This is a genomic window from Streptomyces sp. RPT161, from assembly GCF_027533845.1.
Taxonomy (GTDB): domain Bacteria; phylum Actinomycetota; class Actinomycetes; order Streptomycetales; family Streptomycetaceae; genus Streptantibioticus_A; species Streptantibioticus_A silvisoli_A.
In genome coordinates this window covers 65,923-79,351 of the sequence record NZ_JAPZVN010000015.1, presented here as the reverse complement: position 1 = coordinate 79,351, position 13,429 = coordinate 65,923, and the positions used below count along the sequence as shown (strand labels likewise).

The following is a 13,429-nucleotide window of genomic DNA, read 5'->3' as shown; positions in this document are numbered from 1 at the left end:
GGGTGCGCTGTACCCAGGTGCCGTCCGGCAACCGCTTCTCGCCCAGACATGTCTCCACCCAGGCGCCCAGCTGAAGCACGCGACGGATGAACAGGTCGCGGGCCGCGAGATCGTTGCTGAGGCGGCTCCACTCGTAGACCAAGCACACGCGAGGACGGCTGCTGTCGGTGGCCCGCACGGTGTTCAGCAAAGCGCGGAACGCGGGCCTGCGGTCGTTGGTCAAGGCGGAGTCGCCGTTATCCACCCACCATCCGCCGAAGCCCCAGCGCTGAGCGCTGACATACTCACCGCATCCTTCGAGGCGGCGCTCCAGCTCTGTCGTGTTCGCTGTCGCGCAGCGGTCGTAGATGAATGCAACCGGCGTGTGACTAGGCGTCAACTTGGGCTCCCTGAAAGGCGAGTGGGCTACGGCACCCAGCCTGCTCGTCGTGGAGCGCGTCGAGTTTCACAAGCTGTGAAACATCACGTGATGCCCAGCCAATGAGCCAGCCCGACCAGGGAGTCCTTCCGGTACTTCTCCAACTCGATGAGGGTTCGCACCGTTTCCCGGACCTGGGGGTGGTTCCGCGCCTGCTCCGGCGACACTTTTCGGGCCGCCGCGATCGCCGCGATGGCGTTGTCTCGGTGGCCGCAGTCCAGCCAGCCCTTTGCCAGGTCCATGTACCAGCGTCCGGCCCGCACCGGCGCGATCCCGGCCGGAAGCCTCGTCGTCTCCGCCAGACGGGCGACTCGCGGCCCGTCGTACAACTCGACCGCGACCCCCAGGGCGTGAATGTCGACGTTCGTCGGTCCGAACTCCAGCCCGTAATGATTGGCCTCACCCCCCAGAACCCGGGCCGTGTCACGTGCTGCGGAAATGTGGTCCCAGGCGGCTTGGGTGTTCGAAGCGCGGGCCGCGAACATGGCTGATCGCAGATGCGCGGCACCGTACACGGAGAGCATTGCCGGTTCCATGCGGGCGATATCGTCGCCGAGGTCGCCGCGGATCCTGTCGAGTAGCCGCATGCCGCGGTCGTAAGCGGCGGCCTGCATGAACAGCGTGGATCGCTGCCACTGGGTGCGGGCCACGCGCAGTGGATCACCAGATTGCTGCGCGGCCCATTGCACCCGGTCCATGCCGAGGGAACGCAGATCGAACTCGCCCAACGCATAGGCGATCGCGGTGACTCCGGTGTACGTCTCCGACAGCATGCCGAAAAGGCGCCGCTGCTCGCGATCGTCGGCAGCGTGACAGGCAGTGCACAACTCGTCGAGGAGGGCGGGCAGCATCTGTCCAAGCTGCGCATAGCGGGCTTTGCGGCCGAGTAGCGATGCCATGGCAACGTCTGCGGCGAGGTCGTCGGCCGGGCGAGCGGGAATGTGCTCGTCAGGCAGGTCCCAGGAAAGCAGGGACCGGCGAATGTGCGGAATGGTGTTGTGCACTCGACCTTGTCGCGCGTCTTCGTAGGGCTGCCCGGTGAGCTGCTCCAGTCTGACACCGAGGGCACGGGCGGCACCGGCGGTGAGTGACGGACTGGCGGGTTTGTGGCCTCGTTCGACCTGGGCGATGAGGGATTTCGAGCATGGGATGCGCCGAGCCAACTCGGTCTGTGTCAGCCCTCGTGTCTTGCGGGCCTGCGCGATGCGCCGCCCGACCCCCGCCCGATCGTTCAGGGCATCCGGCATCATGAACTCCGTTCCGGCCTCGACATCCAGAACGGTACTCCCGGCACACGTCGGGGTTGTGACGATCGACGGTTCGCTTCACTGAGGGCAGAGCGTTGGCACAGCGCTGCGAGGCGGAAGCTGCCCGGGGCCCGGGGGCTTGCCCCCGAAGTGACCGTGAACGGGCGGGACTTGCGGGCAAGGGTCCGCCCCCGCGCTCCCGGGGGTGTGGAGCGCGAGGGCGGAGGACGGGGTGGAACGGGGGTCAGACCTGGGCCACCTGTTCGCTGGGAAGCTCGGTGAGCTGGTCCGTGGACTCCACGGTGGGAGCCGTCGCCGTCGGGCGCTTGAAGCCGAAGGCGACCAGGGTGGTGATGGCGATGCCCGCCGCGGCGATGAAGATCGCCTCACGCAGCCCGTGGGTGGTGGCGTTGCGCAGCGCCTGGCCGGTCAGGCCCTTTGTGCCGGAGTTGGCGATGGCGACCAGGATCGCCAGGCCCACCGCACCGCCGACCTGCTGGGTGGTGGAGGCCATACCGGAGGCGATGCCCTGCTCCGACGCGTCCACGCCGATCGCCGCGGCGCCGAACATCAGGGTGTAGCCCGCGCCCTGGCCGAGGCCGAGGACGATCAGCCCCGGGATCAGCACCGCGTAGGACGCGCCCGCCGACATCGTCAGACCGGTGATCACGGTGCCCACACCGCCGATGACCAGGCTGGCGATCATGATCGCCCGGATCCCGAAGCGGGTGGCGAACCGACCGGCCAGCTGGGCGCCTGCGGAGATGGCGACCATCGGAACCAGGTAGGCGAGACCGGTCTGCAGCGCGCTGTAACCGTGCACGCTCTGGAAGTAGACGGTGAGGAAGTACAGCAGGGTGCCGAAGGTGGCCATGTAGAGGAAGGTGACGCCGACACCCGTGCTCAGGTTGCGGTTGCCGAACAGCCGCAGCGGCATCAGCGGGTCGGAGCTGCGCTTCTCGATGACGAAGAAGGCCAGCAGCAGCGCCACGCCGACGATCGCGGCGGTCACGATGGTGGGCGCGCCCCAACCGGAGACCGGACCCTGGACCAGGGCGAAGACCACCGCGGTCACGCCGACCGTGGCGGTCAGCGCACCGCCGAGGTCGAACTTGCGGCCGGCGGACCGCACGGCGTCCGGCGCGATGAGCGGGAAGGCGAACAGGATCGCGAGGACGGCCAGCGGAACGTTGACGAAGAAGACCGCCTCCCAGCCGAAGGCCTGGGTCAGCACGCCACCGAGCAGTGAACCGAGGATCATGCCGCTGCCACCCGCGGTACCCCAGACGGCGAAGGCGCGGTTGCGCTCCTTGCCCTCGGCGAAGCTGGTGCCCACCAGCGTCAGGGTGGCCGGGAACAGGAACGCACCGCCCATGCCCTGCACCGCGCGCCCGGCGATCAGCATCGCGGGGTTCACCGCGAGGCCGCCGATCAGCGAGGCGGCACCGTAGAGCGACAGGCCGAGCACGAACATCCGGCGCGGCCCGAACAGGTCGCAGGCCCGGCCGCCGAGTAGCAGGAAGCCGCCGAACGCCACAGCGTACGCGCTGATCACCCACTGCAGGGTCTGCGAGGAGAAGCCGAGCCCGTGGCCGATGTCCGGAAGTGCCACATAAACGATGTTGTAGTCGATGGAGATGATGAGTTGGGCGAATGCCAACAGGGCCAGTAGCAGCCCCAGGTGGCGACGCCGCGGTGCCGTGGAGGCGTCTACGGCTGCAGAAGACATTGCAGTCCCTTTCCCTTGGGAGGAGTGAAGCGGTGGAGACGGGGGTGATCGGTATGTGCGCTGGAGGCAGCGGAGCTCATGGCGTACGGGGCGGCCCGGTGGAGCCTGGGACTGTCGTCGGCGCGTTGGACCACAGGGATAACGGGATATCGGGCATCCAGAATCACCTCCTTCGTGGTGCCTGTCGGGGCCGCCCGGCGGCCATGGCGAACTGCGCGGTCAGGTACGTGAGTTGTCGAACCAGCGGCGCACCCGAGCCGGTGCGTGCGGGGTGCTGCGCTCCACGGCGGCCCTGAGGTCGGCCACCGTGCGCGACGCCAGCTCCCGGCGCCAGACGAACTCGGCGGTGCGCATGGCCTGGGAGACCGCGCACGGCTTGCGGTAGCCGTCCAGCGCGTCCAGGTCGCCCGCGGGTCCGCGCTGCCGGATGGCGGTGCATCGGAAGGCCTGTTCAGAGCCTTCGATCGCGGTCACCACATCCATCAGCGTGATCTTCTCCGGGTGCCGCGCGAGCTGGAACCCGCCGCGGGGTCCGGAGGTCGACGAGACGATGCCCGCCCGGCCCAGGGCCTGCAACTGCTTGTTGAGGTAGGCGGTCGGAAGGTTGTAGAAGGCGGCCAGCTTGGCCGCGGTCACGGTCCGCTCCGGCGCCACCCAGGACAGGTTCAGGCAGCAGTGCACTGCCCACTCCACGCCTTCGCTTATCTTCATATCCTGGATAATGGATGTCCGGAACATCGTCCACAACCTCCTTCCGGAAAGAGTGTCAGGTCGCCACGGGCCTCACGGGACGGCTCAACCGCCCTGCTCAGGAAGCCTGTTCCAGGTCCTCGCGCAGTCGCCGGGCCAGCTCGATGCGCTGGATCTTCGCGGTCGCGGTACGCGGCAGCTCGGACAGCCGCATCTCCACGGGGTCGGACATCGGCGCCTGGTCGGCGACCGCCTTCCGCCAGCGGGCGAGGTCCAGCGGACGGTCGTCCTTGGTGCAGACGACGGGAATCGGCTCCTTCTGCGGACCGGGGACGATGACCAGCTCGGTCAGCTCCTCCAGCCGGTGCAGCAGGGTGTCCTCGACCTCAAGGGTGCTGTGGATCGTGGGGATGACGTCGACCTCGCGGTCCAGCAGGTGCAGGCAGCCCCACTTGGTGCGGTAGCCCACGTCGTTGCCGCGCCACCACTCGCCGATCACCTGCTTGTTGAACCGTTCCTCCTCGCCGTAGTACGTCATCGCCCGCCCGGCGGTCCACACGTCGATGTAACCGGGCGTCTCCCGGCTCGGCTTGGCGCCGTTCCGGCTGACCAGGCGGTACTTGCCGAGACCAGGTATGGGGTAGCCCTGGCAGCGGCTGTCCATGGTGAGCGCGTTCTTGCGGGTCACCGTGCGTCCGGCGATCGGACCGCACTCGCTCTGCCCGTACACCTGGAGGAACACCGGGTGGCGGCGCTTGGAGGCGTGCAGGAACTTGTGCATGGTGCTGGGGTGGATCGCGTCGAACGTGGAGTTGAAGAACCGCACGCTGGCGATCGGCTCACGCGGATCGTCGAGTATCGCCTCGCACTCCAGGAAGGAGTTGGGGTGCGTCTCGAAGACACCGGGGCGGTGTTTGACCAGCGCGTCGGCGACCTTGTCCGGCTGGGCGTCCTTGAGGAAGACCATCGGCATGCCGCGCTTGGCCAGCACCGCGAACCCCGGGTACATCCGCGAGTGCACGTAACTGACGTGCATCAGCACCGTCTCCGGCTTGCGGATCATCGACACCACACGGTTCTGCCACGCCTCGCGCGCACCTATGGAGCGCGCGGTGTGCACAACCAGCTTGGGAATTCCGGTCGTTCCCGAGGTGTGCGTCATCAGCGCCGGCTGGTCGGCGTCCAGCAGCACCGGCTTGCGCTCCGGAGCGCCCGCCAGGTCGGCCATCGACACCGCCAGCGGATGGGAGCCGGTCACCGTGACCACGCGGGCGGTGAGTTCCGGCAACGGCACATCGGCCAACGGCCCGGTGAGCTTGGCCTCGTCGGTCAGCAGCGAGGCCCCCTTGAGCCGGTCCAGCAGCGCGGCCACGGTCGGACCGTCCAGCAGCGGTGACAGCATCACCGGCACCGCGCCGATGCGCGCCGCGGCGCAGGCGTAGACGCAGATGTCGAAGCTGGCGGACTTGTGGATCACCACATGCTCGCTGGGACGCACACCCGCGGCCCACAACCGGTTGGCGATGTCGGCGACATGGCCGGCGAACTGCCCCAGGGTCAACACCTTTCCGACCCCGAGGCTTTCCAGTTCGTGGTCGAGGGTGATGGTCGTGCTGCCATTCTTGACCGCAGCCTGCTCGGCCACGATTCCGAGATAGAGAAGGTTTTTGTTCTTGGAAGTCCTAAACATCTGTCCTCTTCCTCAGCGTGGAACCGGCACACGGTTCGTTGGCACGTAACATGCTGGCACCGCACGGCAGTTGGGAGAAAGGAGGGCACAAGAACTCTGTCACCTTGGTCACACCACCTGACCTGCTGTTTCAGACCAGGCCAGGGATAACCACGGTGAATTCGCGGAACGTGGAAAGCGGGGTCCGCGAACACGCGTCGCGAACCCCGCCCGGGATGCCGGAAATTCGTCCTGGTCAGTCCGTGGAAAGGCCCTTGCGCAGCGCCGTGGCGATTTCGAGCGTGCGCCGGGTCTGGAACTCGATGGCGGCCAGGTTGTCCTCGGTGACGTTCTCCGCCAGATGACCGGGAACGGCCTGCAGACCGGCGACCGCGCTCACGCCGTACGGATTGCCGTTGGAGGGCGCGAGCTGGATGTCGTCAACCACGCCCGGCGGGACGATGATCGCTCCCCAGTGGTAGAAGACGTTGCTCAGCGACAGGATCGTGCTCTCCTGGCCGCCGTGCTGGGTACCGGTGGAGGTGAACGCGGACATCACCTTGTTCACCAGACCGCGCCGGGCGTGCAGCGCGAAGGTCTGGTCGATGAACTGCTTGAGCGGCGCGGCCAGCAGACCGTAGCGGCCCGGCGTGCCCCACAGCACCGCGTCGGCCCAGTCCAGGTCGTCCACGCTGGCCAGCGCGACGTCCCGGGCCGTCTGCGCGTGCTCCTCCCAGGACTGCGTCCATTCTGTGAAGTCCGGCGCCAGGGACTCGTTGACCAACTCGGGAACCCGGCGAAGGCGCACCTCGGCGCCCGCCTTCTCCGCCGCGCCGGCCGCGGCCACGGCGAGCTTGTGGACGTTGCCGGTGCCCGAGTAGTAGATGATGGCGACATTCGTCATGGCCGTAGTGCTCCTTCACGGAGTGTTTCTCACGAACGGGTACGCCGCGCCGCCGCGACGCGGCCGGCCGGTGATCCAATCCTGTTCCTGGGCGTCGGGGGCAGCCATCCGCGCCATGGGACTTTGTCAACTGCCCGCTCGCTTTGGCCGGTTGCCGCCGCGACGGCCGAGAACCGCCGCTCCCCGGGGCGCGGCGGTTGTCCTGGCCGGTGGTTCAGGGGCGGGCCACCTCGCGTTCGACACCGGGCGGATTGTCGATCGCGTACCGCCAGAATCCGTTGGCGTCCCGCCGCAGCACATCGGTGGCGGTGCCTTCCATCCGTACGTACTCGCCGTTCGGCTTGGTGCCCTCGATGAGGAAGTCGCCGAGGAGCAGCGCGAGATCGTCATAGACGTAGGCGTGCCGCACGGTGAGCCTGATCGGAATGCCGAGCTTGAGGAAACTGCGGGTGGCGTTGCGCCGGCCGTCGCCGGTCACCACCTCGCCGGGGGTGAGCACCCGTATCGCGGCGGGCTCGAAGAGCTTGTCGATCGTGTCGAGGTCGCCGCGGTTGAACGCGTGCATGAAGACGACCGGCAGTTGTGCGGGGTCGGTTACGTCGGTGACCAGTTCGGCGTCGCCGATGTCACCGCTGGGGACGGATCGCGAGGTCATAGCCACTCCTGGAGGGCGCTGCTGAGGTGCGCGCGGTCTAACCGCCCGTGCGGGTCAGTCCAGTTGGACGCCGGGAGAGCCCGGCGCGACCGGGGGCGGGGTCGGCAGTTCATCGAGTTCGAAGCCGAAGTACTTCCGGTAGGCGGCGCGGACCGCCTGGTCGTCCGGCAGCACCTCGACGGTCCGCTCACCAGCGCTGGTGCGGGTCAGCCGGTCGCCCTTGAGGGTGACCCGGCCGTCGGTGGTGGGCAGCGAGCAGAACAGGTCGCTCATGAAGGGCGAGTCGGGGCAGGTGCGGAACCACCACAGGGTGGGCCGGAAGTCCTGGAGGCGCACCGGCCGGTCGTCCACCCGGTACAGCGGAACACCGTCGGCGGACACGTCGATCGCGCCGTCCGGCGTACGGGCCAGCCGGTAGTCGCCGTGCGGGTCCGGCTGGACGTCGCCGGAGGCGAGCCGCAGCGGCAGCCGGCTGTTCTTCCGGAAGCCCACGTCGACCAGCCAGGACTCCTCCAGGTCCACCCGCAGGACCAGATGGCCGAGCGGCGAGCCCAGACCGTCCGGACGGCGCACCTGGGCGCCGAGGATGCTGACGCGGTAGCCGAGCGCCTCCAGCAGGAAGCCGAACGACGGGTTCAACTCGTAGCAGCCGCCGCCGCGTCGGTCCCGCACGATCTTGTCCACCACCCGCTCGTCCAGCAGGATGTCCCGGCCGAGGTGGTAGTCGAGGTTCTCGAACGGAACCGACAGCACATGGCGTTCCTGTAGTCGGCGCAGCGCGTCCAGGTCCGCGCGTTGCGGCCGGCTCGCACCGATCCGGCTGAGGTACTCGTCCACCATGGCGGCGTCCATCGTCACTGCCCCCTCGTCTTCAGCATGGCCCGGCCCGCCGTCGGGTAGTCGGGCACGGGTACGGGTACGCGGCGGCCGGTCCTGGCGGTCAGGCCGATGACGGCCGCGGTGACCGTCATCAGCGCCGCCAGCACCAGCGCCAGTACGGTCAGGTTCCCTATGGGCGCCGGGAGTTGGGCGCCCACGCCACCGCCGAGGTTGAGCATGAATCCGTAGACCGCTATGGCGGTGGTCTGCGCGGCGCCCGCGCTGCTGCCGATCGTCTGCACCAGGGCGGGGCCGACGTTGGACAGGCCGAGCATGAAGACGAACAGCGCGACTCCCAGCGCGATCACGTCGTCGGCCCGCAGCGCGGCGGCCAGCAGCCCCGCCACGGCCACCGCCGAGGCCATGGCCGCCCGCCGGGTGGCGGGGATCCGGCCGAGCAGCGGCGCGATGAGCACCGAGGCGAGCAGCGCGGGCAGTCCGCTGGCGCGCAGCGCGAGCATCGCGCCGTCATGGCCGACGAGTTGACTCGGCCCGTACAACTGCACCCCGGTGTAGACCGCGGTCAGGCTTCCGGCGACGGTCAACGTGACCAGGTACAGCGGCAGCCGCCGCGAACGCCCGCCGGCCGGTGCCGGACCGGTCGCCGTCTGGCGGGGCGGGCGCGCCGGGTCGGGCAGCAGCACCCTCGCCGTCGCACCGGCGCCGAGCAGGAGCAGCGGCGCGGTGATCCAGAAGACCGCCCGCCAGCCGAACGCGGCCTGTAGCAACTGCGCTTCGACCTGGCCGATCACCACGGTGCCGCCCAGGCAGCAGGACACCGTGGTCAGCGCCAGGGGCAGTCGGCGGGCCGGGATCCGGGCGCTGAGGTAGGAGTACGACATCGGCACGAACGCCCCGGCCAGCAGGCCCTGTAGCGCCCGGAACGCCGAGCCGGTGCCCAGGCTGGTGGCGCACGGCACCAGGGCGGTGGCGAACGCCATCGCCGCGGTGCTCACGGTCATCACCGCGCGCCGTCCGTAGCGGTTGGACAGCGGGCCGCTCAGCAGCGAGCCGCACGCGTAGGCGATGGCGAAGGCGGTCGTGGTCCACGCGGCGGACGCCTGCGAGACGCCCCAGGCGGCGCTCATCCGGGGCATCAGCGGGATCGTCACGTACAACTGGCCAACGGCGACCATGCCGACGAGGCTGATGGTGGCCACCGTGGCGGCGAACGGGGCGCGGTGGTCGTCAGCGGTGGCCATGGCGTCAGACGGCCTTGGTGCCGCTGGCTATCGCCGCGGCGATCTCCATCGTGCGGCGGGTCTGGAAGTCGATCGCGGCGAGGTTCTCCTCGTCGGCGTGGCCGACGGCGTTCTTGGTGGTGCTGCTGACGCCGTACGGGTTGCCGTTGTTCGGCTCGTACAGCACCGGTTCGGTGGAGCCGGTGGGGACGATGACCGAACCCCAGTGGCAGATGGCGTTGTGCAGCGCGAGGATGGTGCTGACCTGGCCGCCCTGGTTGGCGGAGCCGGAGGCGAACGCGGACACCGCCTTGTTGAGCAGCTTGCCGGCGATGGAGAGCGCTGACGTGCCGTTGATGAAGTGCATCAACTGCGGTGCGGGCAGACCGAAGTGGACCGGCGAGCCGAGCAGGATGGCGTCCGCCCACTCCAGGTCCTCGGGCGCGGCGACCGGGATGTCGGCGGTGGCGGCACGGTGTTCCGCGGCGCCGTCGCGGCTGGAGGCGGCGGCCTGCGGGTCCAGTTCGGCGATCTTGCGCAGCCGTACGTCGGCACCCGCCTTGCGCGCGGCGTCGGCCGCCGCCTCGGCGAGCTTGTACGTGCTTCCTGTGGACGAGTAGTAGATGACGGCGACATTGGTCATGTCCGTAGCGCTCCCTCGACGGATCGGCCAGCCGCACTGACCGTTGGCTTGCGGGCCTTCCGATCCTGTGTCAGCGCGTGTGGGGGCGCCAATGAGCGCCCCGGCACTTCGTCAAGTGGGCGCGAGGACACGGGGGTTGGGGGTGCGCTGCCGCGCCGCGGGGCGCGGTGGGGGCCGCCCGGCGTTGGGTCTTCAGCCGCTGGGGCCGCCGGGTGGGGGTGGTTCGCGGTGCGCCGCGGGGGCCGGGGGCGTTAGGCCGTGTGGCGGCGGTCCTCAGGCGTGCGGTTCGGTTCCGGGCTGGGCTGGGCGGCGGGCTTGGGCTTGTGCTCCAGCGCTTCCTGGGACTGCGCGTCCCGGGCGGCGCCTTCCGCGCCGCCGGTGCTGTCGCCCGGGGCGTCGGCGGGCTTGTCGTCGTCCCTCAGGGCGCGCGTCTCCGACTTCAGGATGCGTAGCGACTTGCCGATGCCGCGCGCGGCGTCCGGAAGCTTCCTGGATCCGAACAGCAACACGAACACCAGCACGACCAGGACGATGTGCCACGGTTCGAGTCCGTTCCTGAACATCCTGCGGCCTCGCTCCCGCCATGGTCACCGCCGGGTGACGCACGGCTGTCCGATTGGGCTTCCTGACTCCGGAGTATCGCCTGTCCGGGCACCAGACCGGAAGCTTTCGCCGGAAAACATCGCCGGAACCCCGGATGGCCCAGCCCGGCCGCCGGCCGGGTGGGGAACTACACCCCCGGACGGGAGCGTTGATCTGTTACGCGGACGAGGAGGAGGGCACGGCATGACCAGTTTCCTGGACCGGGCCAAGGAGGTCGCCCAGCGCGGGCTGGACGTCGGCAAGGAGAAGGTCGAGGAGGTGCAGGCGCTGCGCACCGGCCATGACCTGTTGCGCAGGCTCGGCGCCGCGTACTACGCCGAGCAGCGCGGATCCGGTTCGCACGAGGCGGTGACCAGCGCCCTGGAGGCGGTGGAGACGCACATCCGCCAGCACGGTGACGCGTTCCTGCGCGGAACCGCGCCGACCGGCTGACGGATCGGAGGTAGGCAGGCGCGGCCTACGCCTCGTGCTCCGGCGCACCGCTCATCGCGGCGGCCTTCGCGGGGGCGCGGCGGGCCCGGCGGATCTCCAGGGCGACCGGGATCAGCGACAGCACGACCACCACGCCGATGATCGGCAGCAGGTAGTTGTCGATGTTGGGGATGGCCGAGCCCAGCGCGTTGCCGGCGATGGTGACGCCCAGGCTCCACACCAGTCCGCCGACGACCTGCCACAAGGTGAAGACCTTGGCGGGTACGCCCAGCGCGCCCGCCATCGGGTTGAGCACGGTGCGCACCAGCGGGATGAAGCGGGCCAGCACGATCGCCTTGCCGTAGCCGTACTTCTCCAGCATCTCGCCGGAGCGCTCGACGGCCTCGTGCAGCTTGGGGTTCTTGACCCGGCCCAGTAGGGCGGGGCCGCCGCGGCGTCCGATCAGGTAGCCGGTCTGCGCGCCGAGCAGGGCGCCGACGCCCGCGGCGAGCAGCACCCAGGTCAGCGAGAGGTGGACCGCGGACTTCGCGCTGGTCGTGGTGAACAGACCCGCGGTGAACAGCAGCGAGTCGCCGGGCAGGAAGAAGCCCACCAGCAGGCCGGTCTCGGCGAACAGCACCACCAGGATGCCGATCGCGCCGAAGGACGACAGCAGTGAGTTGGGGTCCAGGACGTTGACGGCCAGCTGCGAGCCGTGGGTCAGGTACATGTGGCGTCCCTCTGCGGAGGTGAAGGTCTACGAGAGTGTAGACGGTCGCGGCGTGGTCCGTGTCGCCTGCGGCGCTGCCGGAGCATACGGGGCGCGGCTGTCCGCGGCCTGACCTCACGGGTTCCGGCCGCCGCGGCGCCGTCGGCCGGTGCCGGGGCGCTTTCGGTGCGGCCGGTTGACGTGGAGTTCCTCGCCGCGCCTTGGGCCGCGGGTCCTACTCCGGGAAGGACGGGAGGGACGGGAAGGAGTGGCTGTGGTGGTGCGGGTGGTCCAGGGGCGCGCCCTGGGCCAGCTCGATGTTGGCGTGGAGGTCGTCCGCCGCCTCCAGAGTGCTGACGCCGGAGGCGACCACGCACGCGACCAGCACGGCCGCGATCGCCGCGGCGGGCCGCAGGGCGTTGAACCGCGACCGCGGCGCGGTCTCCAGCAGCGCGGCGACGCGCCTCGGCACCGGCCCCGCCGAGGCGGCCAGCGCCGCCGCGGGGCGCTGCGCGGCCGGGGCGTCCGACGCGGCCAGCGCCGCCCGGCCCACCGCGCGGGCGGTCAGCCGCCGGTCGCCGACGGCCGCCGCCGCGGACTCGTCCGCCCACCGCTCCAGGTGGAACGACAAAGGCGCCCGCAGCCCGCTCAGGGCGGGATGCAGGCACGCGGCCAGATCGGCGCAGATGATCAGCAGGTGGTGCCGCCCGCGCAGGTGCGCACGCTCATGCGCCAGCAGCACCTCCCGCTCCCGCGCGTCCAGCTTGCGCAGCATGCCCGCGGTGACCACCACCCGTCCCGGCCGCCCCGGCAGCGCGTACGCGTCCGCACCCGGATCCGGCAGTACGGTCAGATCGCCCGCGCCCCCGTGCCGCTCGGCGGTGCTCGCCGCCCGCAGCAGGTCCGTCCGGTGCCGCCGCGCGGCCCGGCAGACCGCGTAGGCCGCGACGGCCAGCGCGAGCGCCGCGAGCGCCCCGATCGGCAGGTAGATGGGATTGCTGCGGCGCATCAGCGGCGCCGACATGTGCCCGAGCGCCGCGATGACGGGCAACCGCAGCAGCCCGGCCGCGGTGAGCAGTGCCAGCGAGCCGGTGCTGAGCAGCGCCAGCATCGCGGCTGTCGCCGCGAGCAGCAGCGCGGCGGTGCGTGGCGCGAGGACGTCGGCCAGCCGCCGGGCGGCCGGTACGGCGAGCAGCGGCGCGAGCAGCGGCGCCCAGACGGCCCAGGTCATCGCGGCCTCCTCGGCTCCGGCGATCCCTTTCGGGTGGACGCGGTGGTCGCCGCCGGTGTGCGCGACGCGTCGGCCTGGGCGAGCAGCAGCCGGAGCACCCGCTCGTCGTCCGGGGAGAGCCGGGAGACGAAGCGGGCGAGGACCCCGTTGCGGTCGTCGCCCTTCTCCAGCTCGCTGTGCATGCGCCGGGCGGCCAGCGCCGCCTCGTCCTCCACCGCCGGGGTGTAGGCGTAGGCGCGTCCGGACCGGCTGCGCACCACCGTGCCCTTGTCGTACAGCCGGGCCAGGATGGTGGCCACTGTGGTGCGGGCCAGCGTGCCGCCGAGCGACTGCTGGACCTGCGGCGGAGTCAGCGGGGTGTGGGCGGCCCACAGGGCGGCGAGGACGGCTGCCTCCAGCTCACCCGCCGGGCGCCGCGCGATGTCCGTCACGGATTCCGTCCCCTTTCCCGTCGACTACA

General features: G+C 70.3%; 14 protein-coding genes and 1 pseudogene. 1 reads left to right on the top strand and 14 read right to left on the bottom strand.

All coding sequences use genetic code 11. The features are described 5' to 3' along the window. Positions 1-70 precede the first annotated feature (70 nt). The 11 genes and pseudogenes from O5O46_RS25310 to tatA form a co-directional block, all read right to left on the bottom strand. Positions 71-379 (bottom strand): annotated as a pseudogene (locus tag O5O46_RS25310) (recombinase family protein); the annotation flags it as partial. A gap of 83 nt (positions 380-462) precedes the next feature. Next, positions 463-1,668, bottom strand: a complete 1,206-nt coding sequence (locus tag O5O46_RS25305; protein WP_269857869.1) for a helix-turn-helix domain-containing protein — start codon at positions 1,666-1,668, stop codon at positions 463-465. Between the two features lie 241 nt (positions 1,669-1,909). Then, positions 1,910-3,394, bottom strand: a complete 1,485-nt coding sequence (locus tag O5O46_RS25300; protein ID WP_269857868.1) for an MFS transporter — start codon at positions 3,392-3,394, stop codon at positions 1,910-1,912. Between the two features lie 219 nt (positions 3,395-3,613). Then, a complete protein-coding gene (locus O5O46_RS25295) occupies positions 3,614-4,105 on the bottom strand; it encodes an RrF2 family transcriptional regulator (RefSeq protein ID WP_269857867.1) in 492 nt (163 codons plus the stop codon). A 97-nt stretch (positions 4,106-4,202) separates the two neighbouring features. Next, positions 4,203-5,774 carry a class I adenylate-forming enzyme family protein gene (locus O5O46_RS25290; RefSeq protein WP_269857866.1) on the bottom strand — a complete coding sequence of 524 codons (1,572 nt, stop codon included), beginning with the start codon at positions 5,772-5,774 and terminating at the stop codon, positions 4,203-4,205. 235 nt (positions 5,775-6,009) lie between these two features. Further along, positions 6,010-6,657, bottom strand: a complete 648-nt coding sequence (gene wrbA / locus O5O46_RS25285) for an NAD(P)H:quinone oxidoreductase (protein ID WP_269857865.1) — start codon at positions 6,655-6,657, stop codon at positions 6,010-6,012. A gap of 214 nt (positions 6,658-6,871) precedes the next feature. Next, complete coding sequence (locus O5O46_RS25280; protein WP_269857864.1) at positions 6,872-7,312, bottom strand: YybH family protein; 441 nt, start codon at positions 7,310-7,312, stop codon at positions 6,872-6,874. A gap of 54 nt (positions 7,313-7,366) precedes the next feature. Further along, positions 7,367-8,164 (bottom strand): arylamine N-acetyltransferase family protein, encoded by a 798-nt coding sequence (locus O5O46_RS25275; protein ID WP_269857863.1) that lies wholly within the window; start codon positions 8,162-8,164, stop codon positions 7,367-7,369. A 2-nt stretch (positions 8,165-8,166) separates the two neighbouring features. Next, on the bottom strand, positions 8,167-9,393 hold the full coding sequence (locus O5O46_RS25270; protein WP_269857862.1) for an MFS transporter: 1,227 nt from the start codon (positions 9,391-9,393) through the stop codon (positions 8,167-8,169). Between the two features lie 4 nt (positions 9,394-9,397). Next, complete coding sequence (locus O5O46_RS25265) at positions 9,398-10,015, bottom strand: NAD(P)H-dependent oxidoreductase (RefSeq protein ID WP_269857861.1); 618 nt, start codon at positions 10,013-10,015, stop codon at positions 9,398-9,400. 251 nt (positions 10,016-10,266) lie between these two features. Further along, entirely contained in the window at positions 10,267-10,578 is a 312-nt protein-coding gene (gene tatA / locus O5O46_RS25260) for a Sec-independent protein translocase subunit TatA (protein ID WP_269857860.1), read from the bottom strand. A 223-nt stretch (positions 10,579-10,801) separates the two neighbouring features. On the opposite strand from tatA, the gene O5O46_RS25255 reads away from it, so the two are divergent. Next, positions 10,802-11,050 (top strand): hypothetical protein, encoded by a 249-nt coding sequence (locus O5O46_RS25255; protein ID WP_269857859.1) that lies wholly within the window; start codon positions 10,802-10,804, stop codon positions 11,048-11,050. A 25-nt stretch (positions 11,051-11,075) separates the two neighbouring features. On the opposite strand, the gene O5O46_RS25250 is transcribed toward O5O46_RS25255, so the two are convergent. The 3 genes from O5O46_RS25250 to O5O46_RS25240 all read right to left on the bottom strand — a co-directional run bounded on the left by O5O46_RS25250 (position 11,076) and on the right by O5O46_RS25240 (position 13,400). Beyond that, the gene (locus tag O5O46_RS25250; RefSeq protein WP_269857858.1) at positions 11,076-11,759 is read right to left on the bottom strand and encodes a DedA family protein; all 684 of its coding nucleotides are present in this window, start codon (positions 11,757-11,759) and stop codon (positions 11,076-11,078) included. Positions 11,760-11,973: 214 nt separating this feature from the next. Next, a complete protein-coding gene (locus tag O5O46_RS25245; RefSeq protein ID WP_269857857.1) occupies positions 11,974-12,969 on the bottom strand; it encodes a M56 family metallopeptidase in 996 nt (331 codons plus the stop codon). Beyond that, positions 12,966-13,400 carry a BlaI/MecI/CopY family transcriptional regulator gene (locus O5O46_RS25240; RefSeq protein WP_269857856.1) on the bottom strand — a complete coding sequence of 145 codons (435 nt, stop codon included), beginning with the start codon at positions 13,398-13,400 and terminating at the stop codon, positions 12,966-12,968. The genes O5O46_RS25245 and O5O46_RS25240 overlap by 4 nt, the downstream gene beginning before the upstream one ends. Positions 13,401-13,429: the final 29 nt, after the last annotated feature.